Here is a 19,268-nt window from a genome sequence, read left to right on the forward strand (position 1 = left end):
TCGATCCTTTTCGCGCACTTTTTAGTCCGGGACGACCAGAGAATGATCCAATGAGCGCTGCCGGTTTCCTGAACATTATCCGCCCGGCAAATGCCGTGATGGCCGGCGTTGCAGCGGTTGTCGCGTATTTCATCGCTGCCGGCGCCCTCGTCCCCGCAGCACTCCTCCTGCCTGTTGTTGTCACGCTCATCACGGCGGCCGGTAACGTGATCAACGATTACTTTGATGCAGAGATTGACGCGGTCAACCGGGCTGACCGCCCCATTCCCTCGGGACAGGTCTCGCGGAACGCAGCGCTCTGGTACGCGGTTGCGCTCTTCCTTTCCGGGATCGCAGTCTGCCTCTTCACAAACTGGATCTGCATCGCATTTGCCGTCTTCAACTCCCTCCTCCTCGCTCTCTACGCGGCCCGGCTCAAGAGCATGCCGCTTGTCGGGAACATCGCGGTCTCCTATCTCTCGGGGAGCATGTTCCTCTTTGGCGGGGCATTCGCGGGAATGGACGGGCTCATCCATCTCGTCCCCATTGCAGTGATGACCTTCCTTGCGATGATGGCCCGCGAGCTCATAAAAGACGCAGAGGATGTCGAGGGGGACAAGGCCGGGGGGGCAGTCACGCTCCCGATCATGATCGGCGTGAAGAAGACCGCCCTTGCCGCCTTTGTCTTTGTCCTGCTCTCTGCCATCGCAAGCGCAGTCCCCTTCCTGTGGTGGGGCATCCCGTACCTTGTCCTCATCGGACTTGTTGACGTTATCCTCCTCGCGGCAGCCATAAAGGCCCTTTCCTGCGACACACCGGCCTGTGTCCGGCAGTCGAAGGCATCAGCCGCGCTCAAGTACGGCATGTTCGCCTCGCTCCTCGTCTTCGTGATCTCGGCCCTCTTCTTCGGATAATACCTCCCTCGCGGCTCCCTGCCGGAAGGCGCCGAGCAACAAGTTTATCCCCGCACTGGCACCACAGGTAAAAGTGAGAACAATGCCCACGGTGATCCAGAAAGGAACTACCTATTTTGCGCAGAAAGGCTCGTATTTCGAAGGGAACGTCCGGATTGACGGCGACTTCGTGGTGCCGCCCCGCACCCATTTCTGGGGCAGGCTCAATGTTTCCGGCACGCTCGAACTCGGCCCGCGTTCCAGTGTCTCCCTGGACATTGCCTGCGGCGGTGCGGTCATCGGAGGCCAGTGCCGGGTCAAGGGGCCGATCGTTGCGCAGGGAGACGTGGTCATCCTCGATCATGCCAGCGTCCATTCGGTCACCGCGGGCGGAAGGGTCATCCTGCGTCCCAACGTCACGGTCGGGGATGTGACAAGCCAGGACGCGATCATCGTCCACGGCAGGATAAAGAGCGGGAACCTAATCGGAAAGAGTATGAAGGTCCTTGGGGATTAACGCCGGGTCGATCCCCAGTGTTGCGACCTCGTACACGTCGGCCCAGTTGACGATGGTCTCGACGCACCCTTCTTTTAAGGTCACTACGCCCATCACGACAAGCCCCATCTTGTCGGCCATATCGATGCCTTCCTTGACTTCGCTGAGGCACCCGACCCCGATGATCGCCTTCGGGTGGTATTTTTTCACCATCCGCTTGATGAACGACGAGCCGGGCACGATGAAGATCCGGTAACCCAGCCGTTCGAGGAGAACCCGGGCCTCGCCCACCGTGCACTGGCCGCAGGTCCTGCATTTGAGGCCTTCCGGGGTGAGATTGGCGGGGCACTGGGACGATCGCAGGCACTGGGGCATGAAGATCGCCCGCTCTGTAACCGGGATGGCCGCAAAATCAGCGGCGTTCATGGTGTTGTGGAGTTTGATGAAGAACGAGAGCATCTCCCGGTCCTCGAGGCCGAGGAGCCGGAACATGGCCTTCATCATGCCTTCGAGAAAGACGAGGCCGGCCTTGATGAGTTCCGGGAAATAGAGTTTCTTCTGCCGTATCGAGTAGAGCGAGATGACGACAAGGATGAAGGAGACGATGAGTGCCGAGAGGGTGACGATGACCGTGACCTGGCCGATGAAGAGCATCACGTGGTTCCAGGGGGTGAGGTCAACAAATGCCATCGGGCACTTCCGGTTGTGGTCTAATGGGATGTAGTACGAGATAAGTGTGACCGGGTATTGATCGGCTGGCGGAGCACCCCGGTCTCGGTGATGATGGCGGTGACAAGGTCCATGGGCGTTGCATCGAAAGCCGGGTTCTTCACCTTCGCGCCGTCCGGAATATACACCCTGGTGCCCATGGTCGTGACCTCGTCGCGTCCCCGTTCCTCGATCTCGACATTGTGTTCGCTCTTCTCCGGATCGAATGTCGATAAGGGGGCGGCCACATAGAACGGGATCCTGTGGTGGCGGGCGCAGACCGCGTGCATGTACGTGCCGATCTTGTTGAAGACTGCGTCGTGGGTGATCCGGTCCGCCCCGACAACGACAGCGTCTATCGCGCCGGACCGCATGAAGTGGGCAGCCATCGAGTCCGTGATCACGGTCACGTCGATCCCGTCGCGGGCAAGCTCCCATGCCGTGAGGCGCGCCCCCTGCAGGAGCGGCCGGGTCTCGCAGGCGATCACCTTCACGTCTTTTCCGGCCTCTGCGGCAGAACGGATCACGCCAAGCGCCGTCCCCCATGAGGAACAGGCGAGCGCCCCGGCATTGCAGTGGGTCAGGACCGTGCACCGGTCCGGGAGCAGGGCGCCGCCGTTCCTGCCGATGGCGTGGCAGCACGCGGTGTCTTCGCGGGCGATTGCACCTGCCTCGCGGAACGCTATCGACTGCGCATCCTCGCGGGAACGGGCCTCTTCCAGCGACGCAAGGACCCGGTCGATCCCCCAGCCGAGGTTAATCGCCGTTGGCCGTGTTGAACGAATCCGTTCAGCATCCTGCTTTACGCGTTCTGTAAATCCGGAGAAAGGACCTTCCGGTGCCGTAAGCGTGGCAATGGCGACGCCATAGGCCCCGGCAACGCCGAGCGCGGGTGCGCCCCGGATCTCCAGGCGCCGGATGGCGGTTGCGAGCCGGTCGATACTCCGGCACTCGATTATCCTGTATTCTCCCGGCAGGAGCGTCTGCTCGATATAGCAGAGGCAGTCTTTCCCGCTGTCCCACCAGAGTGTTGGAGAGGTGTCCACTTACTGTCCCACCCTGATCGCGTTGATCCATGCCTGCATTGCTGCCGCCTGCCCGGAAGCCACGCTGTCCGGGATATCGCGGGGGGCCGTTGCCGTTCCGGCTACGTAAATCCCCGGCCGGAGCGTTGTTATCGTATCAACGGCATCGTTCACCGGCCGGATAAACCCGTTCTCTTCGCAGGCGATCCCCAGTTTCTCCGCAAGGGACGGTCCCACCTCGGCAGGGCGGATGCCAACCGAGAGGACCACGAGGTCCGGGTGGAGGACCTGGACTTCTCCGGTCTCGGAGTTCTCGACCTGCAGGATCATGCCGCTCTCTTTTGCGTCAGGGATCACATCGGAGGGCATGCCCCGGAGGAACCGGATGCCCAGCGATTTCGCCCGCTCGAAGTACTCCTCATACCCCTTGCCGTACGCCCGGATATCCATGTAACAGATGGTGACGTCTGTCTCCCTGTGCTTCTCCTTGATCAGGATCGCGTTCTTCAGGGCCTGCATGCAGCAGACACACGAGCAGGAAGGGCACCCGATGGTCATGTCCCGGGAACCCACGCACTGGATGAAGACAATGGACTGCGGCTCCCTTCCGTCGCTCAAACGGCGGATCTTCCCTCCGGTCGGGCCGCCGGCATTGATCATCCGTTCGAGTTCGAGGCTGGTGATGACATCGGGGAGCCGGAGGTAATTGAAGGGCGTCTTCTTCCTTGCATCGAAGACATCGTAGCCGGTCGTGACGATGATGCTTGCTGCATCAACGGTGATGGTAGTCTCCTCGTCCTTTTTCTTGATCGAGCCCGGGCCGCAGACATCGTAACAGAGTCCGCACTCGATACAGTGTTCCTGGTCCTTGACCACGATATCCGGCACTGCCTGGGCGTGCGGTTTGTAGATCGCTTTCCGTACGCCAACGCCGGCATCGAACCGGTTGTACACCTCGACCGGGCAGATCTGGATGCAGTCCCCGCAGCCGGTGCAGGTGACCTCATCGACATACCGCGGGTGTTTCTTTATCGTGACCCTGAAATGACCGGTGTCCCCGTCGATCCGCTCGACCTCGGCACAGGTATGGATGCTGATATTCCTGTGCCGTGACACGTCTACCATCTTGGGCGAGAGGATGCACATGGAGCAGTCGTTTGTCGGGAAGGTCTTGTCCAGCTGCGCCATGTGGCCGCCAATGGAGGGCTCGCGCTCGACAAGGTCGACATGGATGCCATGACCGGCGATATCGAGGGATGCCTGGATGCCGGCAACCCCGGCGCCAATGACAACAATGTTAGCCATGGCGGGCATACTCTCCGGCAAGTTCGGCATAGGATGCGGCGTTTTTCAGGATATGCTGCTGCTGCTCGTCGCTGGCCTGCTTGACGACTTTCCCGGGAACTCCGACAACAACCGACCGCTCAGGGACTTCCATTCCCTCCTTTACTACCGCACCGGCGCCGATGACCGAGCCCTCCCCTATCATCGCCCCGTTCAGGACGATCGCGCCCATGCCGACAAGCACGCGGTTGCCGATGGTGCAGCCGTGGAGGATGGCCCCGTGGCCGACAGAGACATCAGTGCCGATACGGACCGGGAACCCCTTGCTGGTGTGGACAACGCAGTTGTCCTGGATATTGGAACGGTCGCCGATCACGATCCGGTCCTTGTCGGCACGGATTACGGCGCCAAACCAGATCCCGACGTCCTTTCCCAGCGTGACATCCCCCGTCACGGTTGCATTCCCTGCCTGGAACAGGGCAACGCCGGAGATTTTCGCATCCATAGCCATAATAACATAGGAAATTAAGAATGGAGGAACATGAAGGTTATGGTAGGGGGTACGTTCGATCCCCTTCATGACGGCCACAAGCGCCTTCTGGACCGCTCGTTCGATCTTGCCGGGCAAGGGGGCCATGTGGTGATCGGTCTCACCACGGACACCTTCGCGAGCCGGAAAGTCCACCCGATCCGATCCTTTGCCGACCGGAAATCCGACCTTGAGGCGTATATTGCATCAAAGGAGCATGCCGCCCGCTGGAACATCGAGCCGTTAAACGACCGGTTCGGGTCGGCCGTTGACTCCGATTTTGACGCCATCGTGGTCTCCGAAGAGACGCTGCCGGTTGCTGTCGAGATCAACAAGGAACGCCGCGGGAAGGGCAGGCAGAAGGTCGATATCCACCAGATTACCTGCGTCCTTGCCGAGGATGGACGCTGGATCTCGAGCACCCGGATCTACCGTGGCGAGATCGATATCCACGGGCACGTCCTGCATTAAATCAGGATAGAGAACAGGATTTTCGTTTTTCTTAATGCTCGCCGTCAGGCTGGCAAAAAAAGGTATTATTTCCTTGACACAAACACAGCACCGATCAGCGCGATAACCGTTGCAAGGAGCGGGACTGCTGCTGAAAGGGGTGCCTGGGTGGTCGGCTTGGCTGCAGCAGGTGCTTCTGCTGTCGCCACTGCTGCAGGCTGCTCCGTGGCTGCTGCGGCAGGTGCCTCAGTGGTCACAACTGCGCTTGCCGGTGCGGAAGTTCCCGTCTTGTAGATGGAGTCAGCCCCGTACTGGTTGGCTACGGTGAGGCTGACATCGTAGGAACCCTCGTAGAGGTAGATGTGGCGGGGGTTCTGCTCCGTGGATGAGGTCCCGTCGCCGAAGTCCCAGCTCCAGGAGGTCGGGTTGTTGGATGAGAGGTCAGTGAACTCGACAATGAACGGGGCCTTGCCTACCTGGCGGTTGGCCTTGAACTCGGCTACCGGGGCAAGGGTGGTGGAGATGTAGTTGACCTTCGTGATCGTGTCCGATCCGTCCTTGTTGGATGCTGTCAGGGTCACACTGTAGACGCCAAGGGTCGTATAGGTGTGGGTCGGGTTCTGCTCGGTTGAGCTTGCGCCATCGCCAAAGTCCCACTTCCATGCAGTCGGTGCATTCGAGGACTTGTCCGTGAATGCTACTGCCATGGGGGCTCCGCCCTTGGTCCGGTCAGCAACGAAGTCTGCCCTGGGGATGGAGAGGACGGTGATGTACTGGTTCTTCGTGCGCGTGTTGGTCAGGTAGGGGTTGGATGCCGTCAGGGTAACATCATAGACACCGGTTGCACGGTAGACATGGTCGGGGTTCGGGCCGGTGCCGGTCGTACCGTCGCCAAAGTCCCATACCCAGTTGGTGGGGTTGCTGGTCGAGAGGTCCGTGAAGCTGACAACCCGTCCTACGCCGACCGTTGTCTTGTCTGCAACGAAGTCAACGGCTGCACCGCCGCCGACCGTGATCAGGTCCTGCTTGATCGCGGTGTCAGATCCGAAGTTGTTCTTGACCGTGAGCGTGACAGTGTAGGTGCCTTCCTTCATGTATACGTGGGTTGGCATCTGTTCCGTGGAGGTTGCACCGTCGCCGAAGTCCCAGGCCCAGGAGGTGGGCATGTTCGTAGACTGGTCAACAAACTGCACGGTCTTGGGGACAGCGTACTGCGCGTAGGGCGTGGTCACCGGGCGGAAGTCTGCCTTCGGGGGCATCCCGACATTGACATACCCAGTCTTTGTCTCGGTGTCCTTGCCGTTCTCGTTCCGTGCGGTGAGCGCAACCGTGTAAATGCCCTTCACCTGGTAGGAGTGGGAGGGATTCTGTACCGTTGATGTTGCCGTGTCGCCAAAGTCCCAGGACCAGGCTGTCGGGGCATGGCCGGACTTGTCCGTGAACTGGACGTTCTCGTTCGGGTTCACCTGGAGGGGTGAGCCGACGAAATCAGCGTCAGGAACGCCGCCGACATTGATGATCTGTGTCGTAGACGCAGTCTCGGTGCCACGGGTGATCGTGAGTTTCACGTTATAGGAACCGGCGGTCATGAACGTGTGGGACGGGTGTTGCTGGTTCGAGGTCATCCCATCGCCGAAGTCCCAGGACCAGGCAGTCGGGCTGCCGGTCGAGCGGTCCGTGAACCGGGTGGCAAGGGGTGCCTTTCCGGAGGAGGGGAATGCATCGAACTTTGCTGCAAGATCACCGGAAACGGTGATGTACTCGTTCCGCATGGCGTCCGATATTCCGAATTCATTGGAGACGGTCAGGATGACATTGTAGTTCCCGGCTGCCCAGTAGGTGTGCACCGGGTTCTGCTCGTTGGATCCCTGGCCATCGCCAAAGTCCCAGGTCCACTTGTTTACCTGGCCGGTTGACTGGTCGGTGAATGCAACGGTCATCGGTGCGCCACCGGAGGTCGGGCTGCCGACAAATGCAGCCTTCGGGGGCATGCCGACGGAGATATAGTCCGTCTTGATGGCAGTGCTGGTACCGTAGGCATTCTTCACGGTCAGCTTGACCGTGTAGGTGCCGCGCCTGAGGTAGGTGTGGCTCGGGTTCTGTTCCGTTGACGTGACCCCGTCACCAAAGTCCCATTCCCAGGTCATCGGTTTCGAGCCCAGTGACGTATCGACAAACTCGACTTTTGTGGGGATTGTCGTGAAAGCATAGTGGGCATCAAACTGTGCCACCGGGGCTATCCCGACAGTGATGTACCCCGCTTTCGCGGTATCCGCTGCGGATGCCCCGGGGATTGCCAGGGCCAGGAACAGGACAACCAGTCCTGCATACAACAAAAACGTCTTGGATCTCATCGTGATCACTAACCTGAATTTATCAATGAACAGATATTTAATTCCATCAGTTGGTACAGGTCCAAAAAACTAATGGTTATCTGACTACGCAGCCAGAAGGAAAATATCTTTCTGTTATTTTTCACTGGAACCGGGTGATTATGGCGAACGGGGCTGTCGAAAATGAAGGCCCGGGGCGCGAGGAAAAAAGGGAATCTCAGATGATGTGGCTGGGAATGTCGCCGGTTATAACCCAGTCGCAATAAACGCAGTGGAGCCCCTTCCCCTTCACTGAAAACCTGCTCCTGATCGGCTCGTGCGTGTTGGAGATGCACCCGGGGTTCGGACAGCGGACAACTCCTTCGATCAGGATCGGCGTCTCAACACCTTTCTTCTCAAAGACTTTGAAGTTCCGGATGATGTTGATGGTGGCCTTCGGCGAGATGAGGGCAATTCGGTCAACCTCTTCCTTGGAGAGTTCGCGGTTATTCAGCTTGACGATGTCTTTTTTTCCCATGTTCCTGCTCGGGACATTGGTAGCGATGGAAAGTGCTTCCTGGGTCGTGCCGGTAATCCCGAGGATCTTGACGACATTGAGCGCTTCACCGGGACTGATATGGTCGATCACAGTCCCGTTCTTGATCCGGCGGACAAGGAGCCCTTCGTTCTCCACGGATTCATTGTTCCTCATTGCATCACCTGCATCAGCATCGCCATCCGTACCGGGACGCCGTTTCGTGACTGTTCGAAATACTTTGCGTGCGGCATCTCGTCGACCCGGGGATCGATCTCGTCAACCCTTGGGAGGGGGTGGAGGACGATCAGGTGCTTCTTTGCATCAGCGAGGAGCTCAGGAGTGATGCGGTAGCTTGATGCAACATTGAAGTAGGATGCCGAATCGGGGAACCGCTCGCGCTGGACCCGCGTCACGTAGAGGGCATCCACTTCGGGGATGATATCAGTGATATTCTCATGGGCGATGATCTCCATCCCCTGCTCCTCCAGTCGCGCGGAGAGCGTCTCGGGAAGTTCGAGTCCCCGAGGGCAGAGCGTGTGCAGCCGTGCATTGTAAAGCGAGAGGGCGGAGGCAAGCGAATGGGCGGTCCTGCCGTAGCGCAGGTCCCCGATGAGCGCGATGTTGATGCCGTCGATGGGCATGGACTGGCGGATGGTGTACAAGTCAAGGAGGGTCTGGGACGGGTGCTGGCCGGCACCGTCTCCTGCGTTGATGACCGGGACGGTGGAGAATTCAGAGGCCAGGCGCGCTGCGCCTTCTTTCGGGTGCCGGATAACAATTGCGTCTGCATACCCGCTCACAACACGGATGGTGTCGGCAAGGGTTTCGCCTTTTGCAATGGAGCAGGCCTCGACACTTCCCACCGTCAGGGATGTGCCGCCGAGGCGGGCGATGGCAGATTCAAACGAGAGCCGTGTCCGCGTGCTGGGCTCAAAGAAGAGGACGGCAAGGATTTTACCGTCAAGGGCCTGTGCATCGTACTTCTTCCTGTCGATCTGCCCTGCATGGTCCAGCAGGCGGTTGATCCCGTCACGGTCAAAGTCCCCGATCGATATGATGTGGCGCACAGGTCACTCTCCCCATTGATTATAGTAGTATTTTACTCATGACCTAAATTTCCTCTCATGCCGGGGAAGCAGACCCATTGGCCGGGTTGCGGTATCTTCCGCATCCCTGATGAAAAGATCCTTCGCGGGGGCCCCGTGGCAGGAAAAACGTGGAAACAACGTCGTGGTGATGCGGGTGTTTCATGAGTAGAAATAAATAAAACGGTATTTCATTACTAGTATACAGTTTGGCGACACGGTGAAGACGTGCCTGGTTATTCTTATCGCTGTCATCGTCGCCGTGGCTGCCTATTTCTGTGTCATCTCCCTCTTCGTCGATCCCTATCTCCAGCACGGGACATGGAAACTGATCTCAAACAATTTTGCTGTGTACAAGAACGAGAGCATCGGTGAGACCCCGCGGATATATTTCATCGGCAACAGCCTGGTATTGGCTGCCATTGAGCCGGTAGTCATCGCTGCGGGAGCTGGAAAAGGACAACAGGATCTATTCCGTGCACAACTGGGTGTCAGCTTTGATACGCCGCTCCAACGGACCATCGAATTGTCGGATATCATCGGGTCACGCCCGGCCCTTGTCATTTACGGCGACAGTTCCTGCTCATTCTCGAGCAGGTACCGGTACGTTCCGGACGACAACCTTGCGCTGGTCTCGGCCGTCCCGGTACCGTCCCGGGCAGGTACGGCGTTCAGGATCCTTATCACGCAGTACTTCATCTTCATGGGGTGGATCCTCTTTCGCGTATCGGACCTCGGTGACATCCGTTACTGCATCACCAAGTGGATCTTTCTTGATTTCAGTACCCTTGTTGCCGGGTTCTCGAAATATTCGGATATCCTCAAGCTGAACGCGGTCCTGTTGGGCGTACCGGTGATCATCCTGCTCATCGTATACCGCAGGCGCCTGAGTATCTCTTCCGTGAAGGCTGCGGTACGGTTCGATGCCGTGGAGTATATCCGCCGGCTGCCGTACCGGTACTGGGCGGTATTCCTGGCGCTCGTCCTGCTGATAGTCTTCTGCCTTGCACCGAGCCTGAGTCCGGAGTTTATCTATTTCCAGTTCTGATGCCGGGACCAGTATACCGGAGGACTTAAGCAGTCCGAAAGGATAGGTGGCAGTTTCCCAGTCCCGGGAAGGGTAAAATGGCCTTATATAACTGCAGAACCAACAGCTATACCGTAAAATCTTCATTCTTTAACAGATAGCAGCAGGGAGATACCACGTGGCAGAACCATCCATAACCAATAAAACTGTCTGTATTGTCGGCCTGGGGTATGTCGGTCTTCCCCTTGCCGAGGCATTCTCCCGTCATGTCAGGACGATGGGATACGACATCGATGAGCGGAAGGTAAAAGGGCTGCAGAAAACGGCTCCCGGGATCAATGCCACGTCTGATCCGGCGCGGATCCGCGACGCCGATTTCATCATGATCTGCGTCCCCACACTGCTGACACCGGAGAATGACCCCGATTTATCGTATATCCGGGGCGCTGCAAAAACCGTCGGTGCCAACCTGAAGAAAGGCGCCGTGGTAATCCTTGAATCAACCGTCTATCCCGGAGTGACCGAAGAGGTCCTCCTTCCCGTACTTGAGGACGCCTCAGGGTTTGCTGCCGGTAAGGATTTTGCGGTCGGCTATTCCCCGGAACGGATCAATCCGGGTGACGACGAACATGCCCTTTCCCGAACCACCAAGATCGTGGCGGGGATGGATCCTGCGACGACATCCCGGATGGCCGGGATCTACGGTCTGATAACAAAAGTCTACTGCGCCCCGGATATCCGGACAGCCGAAGCGGCAAAGGTTGTCGAGAATATCCAGCGGGACATCAACATCGCCCTCACCAACGAGTTCTCCCAGATGTTTCCGAAGCTGGGTCTCAATACCAAGAACGTACTCGAGGCGGCAGGCACCAAGTGGAATTTCCATCATTACACTCCGGGAATCGTCGGAGGCCACTGCATCCCCACGGTACCCCATTTCCTTGCGTATGCGGCACGGCGCCAGGGTTTTCACCCCCGGATGATCCTCGCAGGCCGGGCCACCAATGACCAGATGATCCCTTTCATTGCCGACCTCGTCACCGGCAACCTGGCCGCCGTGAAAAAAGGGACTGCCGGGCCCGCGGTTGCAGTCCTTGGGCTTACCTACAAGGAGAACGTCCCGGACTACCGGGATAACCCGGTCTTCGACCTGATCGGGGTGCTCACGGAACGCGGTATCCGGGTCTTCGGGTACGATCCCCTGCTCACGAAGGACGAGATAACCCGCCTCGGAGTTACCCCTCTTGATGATATCGGGCAACAGATGGACGGTTATATTCTGGCTGCCCCGCATAACCAGTTCATTGCCATGGCAGACCGGGAATTCGCCGCGGTTGCGGGCCCCGGCATCCTGTTCGTGGATATCAAGGGTGTCTTCCACAGGAACGCCCGGATGAGGTCGCAGTTCCGGTATATCACCCTCTGACGCGGGCGGGACAATTCACTCACGTTTCTTTTCTGATAACATAGTCCCCCATGACGAGGATATCCAGATCGCTCTTTGTCAGCGTTTCCAGTGCCTCGCGGGGATGGTAGACCATGGGAGAGCCGTGGAGGTTGAATGAGGTGTTCAGGACACAGCCGGTCCCGGTCATGCGGGAGAATTCGCTGATGATCGCATGGTAATCGGGATTCTGCTCTCTAGGGAGTATCTGGGGCCGGATCGTGCGATCCCTCGGGTGGGTCGCAGCCCGGATAGATTCGCGCTCCCGGGTCGTGTCGAACGCGAGCATCATGTACGGTGACGGGATCTTCCTGGGGTTGACCAGGTACCGGCCCGCTGCCTCTTCCATGACAGAACCTGCAAACGGCATCCAGAAATCCCGCATTTTGATGGCATCGTTGATCTTCGAGACGGTCTCAAAGGATTTCGGGTTCGCGAGGATTGAGCGGTTGCCCAGCGCCCGGGCACCCCATTCCGATCGGCCTGAACACCGGGCAACAATACGGTTCTGGTTCAGCATCTCGGCAACAAAACGGTTGATGTTCCCATCCTTTTCAAATGTATACCCGGCGTTCCGGCATTCGCTCCTGATGGTCTCGTCGCCAAAGGCCTCCCCGAGATACAGGTGGGAAAGCGGATGGATTACCGGGTCTGTGCCGAGTGCTGCGCAATGCTCCTTATATGCGAGGAATGCCGCCCCCATGGCATTGCTTTCGTCACCACAGGACGGCATGACAAAGAGTTCCTCGACCCCGGGAAGCGATGCGATGAGCTTGTTCAGCTTCACGTTCATGAAGACTCCTCCGGAGAGACAGATGCGGTGGAGGCCCGTGGCTGCAATGGCGTTCTGCACCCAGCGGGTGACGCTCCGCTCGGTGAAGTCCTGCAGCGCTGCGCAGACGGCATCAAACCGTTGGCGGCGGTAGATGGCCTCAAGGGCCCGGAAGGAATTGGAAGTGGTGGCAACAGTTGAGCGCCGGAAGGTGAGTCCATCAACAGAAAGGATATGGTCAAGGGCGCGTGACATCCCCTCATAGTATTTCGGCTGGGAATAGGGGGCCATTCCCATGAGCTTGTATTCGTGTTCGAGTGGCATCATGCCCATGTAAAAGGTCGAGACTGCGTACAGGTTGCCGACAGAGTTGCCCTCTTTCGTCACTGCAACCTTTGCGAGATCTCCATCCCTGCTCGTGTAGACTCCTGCACAATTCCCATCCCCTCCTCCGTCAAGTGCAAGAATGAGGGCCGGCGTGCCGTAAAACCCGCTGCAGCAGAGCGCGGTGGCAGCGTGGGTAAGGTTGTGATCGTAAAACCGTGTCCTGTCCGCCGGAATCCCCTGCGTGGCAAGGAACTTCTGCCGCTGTCGTGCCCGTTTTGCAGTGTACAGGGAGAAGAAGGGGGATGCTTTGAACCCGTCGGCGAGATATTTCTTCCATGTCGGTGCGGAGTACTGCCGGATTTGGGCCGCTGTGTCCTTCCATGCAGGATTGTGCACCGTCCCGAAAGCAAAGAGGTCGATGTCGTCGAGAGTGATCTGTGCAAAGTCGAGCGCCCGGTGCACTGCCCGGGATGGGAAGCCGTTGAAGTTCTTGATCCCGTTCAGGCGCTCCTCCTGAAGGCTGAACACGATCGCACCGTCTTCCAGCAGGGAGACGGAGGCGTTATGGTTGTCGTGAATCCCAAGGACCCGGAAATGATCACTCATAGGTGGTCATCTATTACCTGTAAAAATCAATAAACATTGGCTTTGAGTGCCTTTTTTTCCTGTTATGGCCTGGTTTGTTCCGGGAAAAACCGGGCCCCCCTCATATAAACGTATAAATCCGTTCCGAAATAAAGGGTACTGGAATGCTGCTCCTCGTCATTGCGCTCGCAGTTCTCCTCCTCTCCGTCATCCCGCATATTGTCTATCTTCTCGGGATTATGTTCGGCAAAAAATCTGTTGCCACCGGCAGCCCGGAAACATATCCCGGCATCACCATCATCCTGTCGGCATATAATGAGGAACGTGTGGTCGCGGATCGCATCGCAAACCTGGAGCAGTGCCGGTATCCGAAGGAAAAATATGAGGTCATCTTTATTGATGATTGCTCGTCCGATGCCACCCTTGCCCGCGCCACCGCGAGCCTGGAGAAGTCCGGCATCACGTACAGCATCATTGCCAACAGGGAACGTCTGGGGACGAACCGTTCGTACAACCAGGCCATGAAGCTGGCACGCTATCCTGTCATCGTCACAACGGATGCAGATGTCTTTTTCGAACCGGATGCGCTGGATATCCTGATCGGCCGCCTCATGAGCGAAGCGAAGATCGCCGCGGTAACCGGTGATCTGCGGCCAAGGATGAACGGATGCGGGACAACAAGGCTGGAAGGAGAGTACCGCTCGTTTTACGGGAGGATGTGTGACTGGGAAAGTGCGGTGGATTCGACATACAATTTCAATGGTGCCCTTGTTGCATTCAGGACCGACCTGATCCGGCGGATTGACGATAAACGGGGATCGGACGATGCCAACACGGCATTCGAGGCGATCCGCCGCGGGTACCGGACGGTGTACGAGCGGAGGGCAGTCGTGTACGAGGATATCCCGACCAGTTTCGCCGTCCAGTACCGCCAGAAGATCCGGCGGGCAAAGCGGTTGATCGAAGCCACACTCGCAAATCTCGACCTTCTTGGGAAGGATCGTCCGTTCACCCGGTTCTTCTATCCTCTCCGGATCTTCATGTTTGTCATCACCCCGACGCTGTTCTTCATCGCGCTGGCCCTGCTTGCGATCGGCCTGTTCTTCACATACCCTCTTGTCCTGCTGGCGCTCGTATGTATTACAGCGATAGTTGCGACAGTGTGGCGGGAGAACCTCTTCAACGCATTTGCCGTCAACCAGTTCTACCTTGTCATGGGCCTGCTGAACATGGGGAAGGACACACGGACGTGGGAAAGCACGTCGAAGAAGAAATAAAGGTTCATGCATCCCCCTCCGTTTTGTATCGTCACCTGAGTTCCGGCACGGTGCCCGCCCATTTCTCCACCGTTTTCAAGATCACATCGGACTCATAGGATGAGACCGTGATCCGGTCCCGCGCAAGGCTCACGAAATAAAGTTCGCCCGATGGGTCGTGACATTTCAGGATGGCTGAGAAGAGATCTGACTCCTGAAGATGTGTCACCTTGCCGCGGTGGGCGGTGATATTGGCCATGTTCGTGATCATGGAGGCGTTTCCGATCTCGTAGCCTTCCGCGGAATTGTAGACCTCGGAGCTGCTCCCTACCTGCTTCCCTTTTGCATTGAGATATACGAACTTGGCCGTGTAACGCTCCCGCACGGGCATGACCGGCGGGTAGTTTCTCCAGTGGGTAAAGTACGAGGTGCACCCGAGCGGATTTTTCATAATGAGTGCCCGGACGACTGCGGAGAATGCCGCGATATCGGGGAACGGATGTTTCAGGCGCTTTGATGCGCTCCTTGAACCGGGTTTCTGGCGGAAGTGGGTCATGGTGGTTCTGTCCATTCTGTAGTATGTATATTACTAGTAAAATGATCCCGATTGATAAAATCCTGGTGGTCTTTGGTACGGGAGAGATGGGGGGTCGTGTGGGTACACAATGGGGGCGCGGGGCGGAGTCTGGTGCTGGCGGGTTTTTCTTTGGAGGTTCGGAATTAGCGTCTGGGATTGGGTTACTTTTTGTGATGGGATAATTCCTCGGGATGGTGTGTTTCCGTGCTGGGAAGCTGATATGTACCCATGCGACCCCCCTCAGTCCCATCCGGGATTTGTGGAAAAATGGGGGGATTTTACTTCAGTGATTTGGGTGAGGGTTCACAATTGAGGGAAGGGGGGGTCGTGTGGGTACAGAATTTTGACAGGAGATTCTCACGATGTTATGATGCCTGCCGTCGCAGTCGAAGGCTGAAGCCATCTTCAGGCAATCCTCGCTGATGCGACGATTGCCTATCAGCAGTGGCGCAATTGAAGAATCTTTCGGATTCTTCTCTTGTCTCATTCCTACGGAATTCGACAGCCCGCGGCGGCCTCACGGACGTTTTTCTGTCGCACGAACAGGTAAGTGCGTAGCGCAAAACCCGACAGGCGTTTTGCGCGTAGAGAATCGCAAATTGTATGTGAAGAATATACTTTCACACTGCATGATAAAGGACTATAATATGCCCTGAAATATATCATATTTAATTTCAAAATTAATCTCAAAATTGAGATCCAGTAAGTCAGGGAGAATTTGTTTGTATGACTACTATAATACCAGAAGGCGGAGATTCAATTAAGGAATTTATTGATCCGGCACTTGTTCAAATTCGCGAGGCAGTTTCTACAAACGCGATAGTAGGTGGAACAATAGTCTTCGAAATGTCCACATACATTCAGAAAGATAAATCAGGTAAACTTGATATCAAAGTTTTGAACATTGGACAAGATGTTTCGTCACATCAAATTCAAAAAATTACGATTCCGATAAAAATACTAACGGAATCTGAAAAAGCGGTTGAAGCCGTTAAAAAGGCAAAAGCGGAAGCCGCAATATCGCACGGGCATGATGAAAAGAGTGCAAGATATGCAGTGAAGGATCCCTTATTATATCTTCACTCATTTCCTCGCAATCGTCACATACCCCGAGTGACACACTGACGTCGAAGGCCGCGTCCCCCGCTTGGACCGGGTCATCTCCCGCTCGATCAGCTCGTGGGTGTGGACTTCCGCAAACTTCTCCGAAGCAGCATCGACAACGATCGCCATCTGCTCTAAAAATGGCGTGTAGCACGCGAGGTATCCCCCGGGCCGGAGCAGAGAGTAGGCGTGGGCCACGTGCTCCGGCTGGATCTGCATGTCGAGATGCACGATATCGAACGTGCCTTCCGATGCAAGGAAATCTGCGGCAATGGCTTCGACATTGGGGAGCTTTGCGTCCGTGATATTCTTCAGCGCCAGTTTGGAGAACTCCGGGCGGACCTCGTAGGTCTTCACGCTCTTTGCAACGCCGCCGAAGTAGATCGCGGCGATCCCGCTGCCGGTGCCGGCATCGAGCACGTCATCGTTATGGTTCATACCCGTGTACGCGATGACAAGACCGATGTCCTTCGGGAGCATCGGGGCTCCTGAGCGCTTGCCGTACGTGAAGAAGTCGGTTGGCCGGGGGATGCGGATCGTGAACTCTGCGCCGGAGTGGGTGGTGATGATATCGCCTGCCTTCTTTCCGACAATCTGCCCAAGGTCAAGCTGGCCCTTATCGGTCCCGAGCGTCCCCGGTGCCGCTTTCACGAAAAATTCCCGTCCCGCCCCGGAGAGCAGGATTCGATCGCCAGTCTCGATCATCACGATGCGAGCTTCATGATGGCTTCGGCAATGTCGCCCTTTGACGCAATGAGGGCTTCCTTTGCCTTCTCTTCAGAGACGTTTGCCTGCGCGGCGACCATCGTGACATCCTCTTTCGGGATCTCGATTGCCGCAGCCTCAAACCGGGGCGTGCCGGCGATCTGGTAGGTTGTCGCACCCTGCATGGTCATCGCGGTGACCTCGGCAGAGTCGAAGACCCAGTTGCCCTTCGGCGTTTTGATCACGATACTCTGAACGTCTTCAATCTGCTCGACATTCATGCCGAGCTTCTTCATCATCGCCTTCATCTGGCGCGGATTGATGTTTCCCGGAAGCATCCTTCTCACTACCCTGCCGTACTTTTACCGCTACTCCATAATTAAATGCAAGCATCTCGGGGCCCGAAACGACCGCAGCGCCGCAGGCTACCAGCCGATCGTCCCCCGCCACAACGAGAACGTCGTCCCCCGCGCGGATCTGCGGGTCGGCTCCGGTAACGTGTTTTGCAAAGGCGTTCTTCCCTTTTGCCACGAACTCCGCCACGTCATCGCGGATCGTGACGCGGTATCCCGGCGCAGGGAGTGCAGCCATGAGCCTGCGGGCGCCTTCGATCCCGAGGGTCAGCCGGCCGTCCGATGCACGGACCGTCGCAAGCCGGGTCCCTTCATAAAGCACCTGCCGGACCCGTCCCGTGGTGGAATGGATGAAGGTGCAGCCCTCCGGAAAGAGGGACGGGCCCACATTCCCGCCGAACTGGAAGTCAGCGATTACCTGGATCCTTCGCAGCAAACTGTTCTCCGAGTATCCGGTTGACACGAATAACAAACTCCTCTTCCGCGGGTTTGGGGATATATGCGCCCGCTGCAATCTTATGCCCTCCGCCCCCGCCGCCGTACTCCGCTGAGGCTTCCGAGAGCGCTTTCTGGAGGTCGATACCCTTCTCGACAATCCGTTCCGTTGTCCGCATCGAGACCTTGGTGAGGTTCCGGTCCTCCGGCACCTCGCACATGATCAGGATGGGCTTCTTTGCATTCAGTTTCGAGAGCGCCATACCCGCACCGATCCCGACAATCGTGTCCGGATATTTCCCGCCCACGTGCAGCCACTGGAGGTATTCCAGTTCCTTCACGCCCCGGTCCACGATATACTGGAGGAGCTCGCGGAGGATGGCCCGGTGATTGTTGAGCATATGCTCGGCATCGCGGTACGCGGTGCCCCGGTCTCCCCGGAGGATTGCCCCACCCACCTGCGGCTTCGACCACCGGCCGCAGGCGTTCAGGAGAGTCGCGTATTCCTGGGCGTTCCGCAACGGGGTCCTCGGGATCTCGCCCGGGAACCGGTAGGTCTCGGCAAGGAGCCGGTCGGTCTTCTCCCCGTTTGCCATCAGCTGCTGGGCGAGCGCAGAGATGATGGTCCTGCGGTCATCATCAGATAGTTCCTCCCACACGTACCAGCGGCCATCGGGCGCCTGCTGGCGGATGCCGAGCTTTTTCAAAAACTGCCGGGCCGCCTCGGGGTTGTTGCTGATGCCCCTGACGAACGGGTCGTCGTTGTAGGCGAGCGAGAGGTGGACCGGGCGGGTCGCAGTCCCGTAACAGTTGAGGTCCTTTTTCCGGACGTCAACGGAACCGTGCCGCACGCCGTCTTCGACAATGATGTCTCGTGCAGGGCCGACGAGCCCGCACTTCTCCCGCGCCATCATGTCGCCGACATTTCCGATAACCGCGAGCTGGGCGAGATCGATGTTTGCATCGTCCAGTTCCTTTGCCACAAGATAGGAGACGCCGGCTGCGCTCATCCGCGTGTGGCCGTAGGGGTGGCAGTTGACCTGCGTGTATTCTCGCTCGCAGGGCTGGCTGACGTGGTGGTCGATGATGAGCACATCCTTCTCGGAAAAACCCCGTTCGTGCATCAGGTTCTGCTGGCCGGCACCAAGGTCGGCAAAGACCTTGAGCGAGGGGTCGTCAGGCACCTGAGGCATGGTCAGCGGTTCGAGCTGGCGCACGAAGACGGACTTGACCGGTATTTCAAGACGGGATACCGCCTGCGAGAGGATCGCCTCGCAGCTGATGCCGTCCGCATCGATGTGGGAGATGATGGTGATCTCCGGGGCTGCCGCGATCTGCTCCGCGGCCGCCTTTACATCATCGCAAAAACCCATTGCCATATATT

At 57.7% G+C, this 19,268-nt stretch carries 20 protein-coding genes; 7 read left to right on the forward strand and 13 right to left on the reverse strand.

All coding sequences use genetic code 11. From position 1 onward, the window contains the following. Positions 1 to 50: 50 nt before the first annotated feature. On the forward strand, positions 51 to 893 hold the full coding sequence (locus tag METFOR_RS05635; RefSeq protein WP_015285143.1) for a geranylgeranylglycerol-phosphate geranylgeranyltransferase: 843 nt from the start codon (positions 51 to 53) through the stop codon (positions 891 to 893). A gap of 82 nt (positions 894 to 975) precedes the next feature. Next, a complete protein-coding gene (locus tag METFOR_RS05640; protein ID WP_015285144.1) occupies positions 976 to 1,389 on the forward strand; it encodes a bactofilin family protein in 414 nt (137 codons plus the stop codon). Here METFOR_RS05640 and METFOR_RS05645 read toward each other — a convergent pair. The 4 genes from METFOR_RS05645 to METFOR_RS05660 are packed head-to-tail and all read right to left on the reverse strand — an operon-like array spanning position 1,354 to position 4,896. Further along, on the reverse strand, positions 1,354 to 2,058 hold the full coding sequence (locus METFOR_RS05645; protein WP_015285145.1) for a DUF116 domain-containing protein: 705 nt from the start codon (positions 2,056 to 2,058) through the stop codon (positions 1,354 to 1,356). The genes METFOR_RS05640 and METFOR_RS05645 overlap by 36 nt on opposite strands. Before the next feature lie 20 nt (positions 2,059 to 2,078). Then, positions 2,079 to 3,122, reverse strand: coding sequence for an S-methyl-5-thioribose-1-phosphate isomerase (gene mtnA / locus METFOR_RS05650; RefSeq protein ID WP_015285146.1), 1,044 nt, complete (start codon positions 3,120 to 3,122; stop codon positions 2,079 to 2,081). Then, entirely contained in the window at positions 3,123 to 4,406 is a 1,284-nt protein-coding gene (locus tag METFOR_RS05655; RefSeq protein ID WP_015285147.1) for a CoB--CoM heterodisulfide reductase iron-sulfur subunit A family protein, read from the reverse strand. It lies immediately after the preceding gene. Further along, positions 4,399 to 4,896: a gamma carbonic anhydrase family protein gene (locus METFOR_RS05660; RefSeq protein WP_015285148.1), complete on the reverse strand. Its 498-nt coding sequence runs from the start codon at positions 4,894 to 4,896 to the stop codon at positions 4,399 to 4,401. The genes METFOR_RS05655 and METFOR_RS05660 overlap by 8 nt, the downstream gene beginning before the upstream one ends. A 30-nt stretch (positions 4,897 to 4,926) precedes the next feature. On the opposite strand from METFOR_RS05660, the gene METFOR_RS05665 reads away from it, so the two are divergent. Further along, positions 4,927 to 5,385, forward strand: a complete 459-nt coding sequence (locus METFOR_RS05665; protein WP_048110835.1) for a phosphopantetheine adenylyltransferase — start codon at positions 4,927 to 4,929, stop codon at positions 5,383 to 5,385. Between the two features lie 65 nt (positions 5,386 to 5,450). On the opposite strand, the gene METFOR_RS16145 is transcribed toward METFOR_RS05665, so the two are convergent. From METFOR_RS16145 to pyrB, 3 genes are all read right to left on the reverse strand, one after another. Further along, complete coding sequence (locus tag METFOR_RS16145) at positions 5,451 to 7,718, reverse strand: PKD domain-containing protein (RefSeq protein WP_015285150.1); 2,268 nt, start codon at positions 7,716 to 7,718, stop codon at positions 5,451 to 5,453. A 196-nt stretch (positions 7,719 to 7,914) separates the two neighbouring features. After that, the gene (pyrI, locus tag METFOR_RS05675; protein WP_015285151.1) at positions 7,915 to 8,388 is read right to left on the reverse strand and encodes an aspartate carbamoyltransferase regulatory subunit; all 474 of its coding nucleotides are present in this window, start codon (positions 8,386 to 8,388) and stop codon (positions 7,915 to 7,917) included. Further along, a complete protein-coding gene (gene pyrB / locus METFOR_RS05680; protein WP_015285152.1) occupies positions 8,385 to 9,281 on the reverse strand; it encodes an aspartate carbamoyltransferase in 897 nt (298 codons plus the stop codon). The genes pyrI and pyrB overlap by 4 nt, the downstream gene beginning before the upstream one ends. A gap of 238 nt (positions 9,282 to 9,519) precedes the next feature. Between pyrB and METFOR_RS05685 the strand changes: the two genes are divergently transcribed. After that, positions 9,520 to 10,347: an MBOAT family O-acyltransferase gene (locus METFOR_RS05685; protein WP_015285153.1), complete on the forward strand. Its 828-nt coding sequence runs from the start codon at positions 9,520 to 9,522 to the stop codon at positions 10,345 to 10,347. Between the two features lie 157 nt (positions 10,348 to 10,504). Next, positions 10,505 to 11,752, forward strand: a complete 1,248-nt coding sequence (locus tag METFOR_RS05690) for a nucleotide sugar dehydrogenase (protein ID WP_015285154.1) — start codon at positions 10,505 to 10,507, stop codon at positions 11,750 to 11,752. Between the two features lie 19 nt (positions 11,753 to 11,771). On the opposite strand, the gene METFOR_RS05695 is transcribed toward METFOR_RS05690, so the two are convergent. Continuing rightward, positions 11,772 to 13,475 carry a carbamoyltransferase C-terminal domain-containing protein gene (locus METFOR_RS05695; protein WP_015285155.1) on the reverse strand — a complete coding sequence of 568 codons (1,704 nt, stop codon included), beginning with the start codon at positions 13,473 to 13,475 and terminating at the stop codon, positions 11,772 to 11,774. A 143-nt stretch (positions 13,476 to 13,618) separates the two neighbouring features. Between METFOR_RS05695 and METFOR_RS05700 the strand changes: the two genes are divergently transcribed. After that, complete coding sequence (locus METFOR_RS05700; RefSeq protein ID WP_015285156.1) at positions 13,619 to 14,731, forward strand: glycosyltransferase; 1,113 nt, start codon at positions 13,619 to 13,621, stop codon at positions 14,729 to 14,731. Between the two features lie 31 nt (positions 14,732 to 14,762). Here METFOR_RS05700 and METFOR_RS05705 read toward each other — a convergent pair whose 3' ends face one another. After that, positions 14,763 to 15,281 carry a hypothetical protein gene (locus METFOR_RS05705; protein WP_233504459.1) on the reverse strand — a complete coding sequence of 173 codons (519 nt, stop codon included), beginning with the start codon at positions 15,279 to 15,281 and terminating at the stop codon, positions 14,763 to 14,765. Between the two features lie 732 nt (positions 15,282 to 16,013). Here METFOR_RS05705 and METFOR_RS05715 point away from each other — a divergent pair. Next, positions 16,014 to 16,412 carry a hypothetical protein gene (locus METFOR_RS05715; RefSeq protein WP_048110837.1) on the forward strand — a complete coding sequence of 133 codons (399 nt, stop codon included), beginning with the start codon at positions 16,014 to 16,016 and terminating at the stop codon, positions 16,410 to 16,412. Here the strand turns inward: METFOR_RS05715 and METFOR_RS05720 are convergent. From METFOR_RS05720 to METFOR_RS05735, 4 genes are read right to left on the reverse strand one after another with little or no spacing between them, the layout of a single operon-like run. Next, positions 16,371 to 17,096, reverse strand: coding sequence for a methyltransferase domain-containing protein (locus METFOR_RS05720; protein ID WP_015285158.1), 726 nt, complete (start codon positions 17,094 to 17,096; stop codon positions 16,371 to 16,373). The genes METFOR_RS05715 and METFOR_RS05720 overlap by 42 nt on opposite strands. Beyond that, positions 17,096 to 17,434, reverse strand: coding sequence for a nascent polypeptide-associated complex protein (locus tag METFOR_RS05725; RefSeq protein WP_015285159.1), 339 nt, complete (start codon positions 17,432 to 17,434; stop codon positions 17,096 to 17,098). The genes METFOR_RS05720 and METFOR_RS05725 overlap by 1 nt, the downstream gene beginning before the upstream one ends. Then, positions 17,358 to 17,885, reverse strand: coding sequence for a PUA domain-containing protein (locus tag METFOR_RS05730; RefSeq protein WP_324602937.1), 528 nt, complete (start codon positions 17,883 to 17,885; stop codon positions 17,358 to 17,360). The genes METFOR_RS05725 and METFOR_RS05730 overlap by 77 nt, the downstream gene beginning before the upstream one ends. After that, on the reverse strand, positions 17,857 to 19,257 hold the full coding sequence (locus METFOR_RS05735; RefSeq protein ID WP_048111194.1) for a single-stranded-DNA-specific exonuclease RecJ: 1,401 nt from the start codon (positions 19,255 to 19,257) through the stop codon (positions 17,857 to 17,859). The genes METFOR_RS05730 and METFOR_RS05735 overlap by 29 nt, the downstream gene beginning before the upstream one ends. Positions 19,258 to 19,268: the final 11 nt, after the last annotated feature.

The sequence above is a fragment of the Methanoregula formicica SMSP genome (genome assembly GCF_000327485.1).
GTDB classification, from domain to species: domain Archaea; phylum Halobacteriota; class Methanomicrobia; order Methanomicrobiales; family Methanospirillaceae; genus Methanoregula; species Methanoregula formicica.

Coding starts and splice junctions, on each gene's coding strand:
- METFOR_RS05635 (WP_015285143.1), top strand. CDS start 51: ATGAGCGCTGCCGGTTTCCTGAACATTATCCGCCCGGCAAATGCCGTG.
- METFOR_RS05640 (WP_015285144.1), top strand. CDS start 976: ATGCCCACGGTGATCCAGAAAGGAACTACCTATTTTGCGCAGAAAGGC.
- METFOR_RS05645 (WP_015285145.1), bottom strand. CDS start 2,058: ATGGCATTTGTTGACCTCACCCCCTGGAACCACGTGATGCTCTTCATC.
- METFOR_RS05655 (WP_015285147.1), bottom strand. CDS start 4,406: ATGGCTAACATTGTTGTCATTGGCGCCGGGGTTGCCGGCATCCAGGCA.
- METFOR_RS05660 (WP_015285148.1), bottom strand. CDS start 4,896: ATGGCTATGGATGCGAAAATCTCCGGCGTTGCCCTGTTCCAGGCAGGG.
- METFOR_RS05665 (WP_048110835.1), top strand. CDS start 4,927: ATGAAGGTTATGGTAGGGGGTACGTTCGATCCCCTTCATGACGGCCAC.
- METFOR_RS16145 (WP_015285150.1), bottom strand. CDS start 7,718: ATGAGATCCAAGACGTTTTTGTTGTATGCAGGACTGGTTGTCCTGTTC.
- pyrI (WP_015285151.1), bottom strand. CDS start 8,388: ATGAGGAACAATGAATCCGTGGAGAACGAAGGGCTCCTTGTCCGCCGG.
- METFOR_RS05695 (WP_015285155.1), bottom strand. CDS start 13,475: ATGAGTGATCATTTCCGGGTCCTTGGGATTCACGACAACCATAACGCC.
- METFOR_RS05700 (WP_015285156.1), top strand. CDS start 13,619: ATGCTGCTCCTCGTCATTGCGCTCGCAGTTCTCCTCCTCTCCGTCATC.
- METFOR_RS05705 (WP_233504459.1), bottom strand. CDS start 15,281: ATGGACAGAACCACCATGACCCACTTCCGCCAGAAACCCGGTTCAAGG.
- METFOR_RS05715 (WP_048110837.1), top strand. CDS start 16,014: ATGACTACTATAATACCAGAAGGCGGAGATTCAATTAAGGAATTTATT.
- METFOR_RS05720 (WP_015285158.1), bottom strand. CDS start 17,096: ATGATCGAGACTGGCGATCGAATCCTGCTCTCCGGGGCGGGACGGGAA.
- METFOR_RS05725 (WP_015285159.1), bottom strand. CDS start 17,434: ATGCTTCCGGGAAACATCAATCCGCGCCAGATGAAGGCGATGATGAAG.
- METFOR_RS05735 (WP_048111194.1), bottom strand. CDS start 19,257: ATGGGTTTTTGCGATGATGTAAAGGCGGCCGCGGAGCAGATCGCGGCA.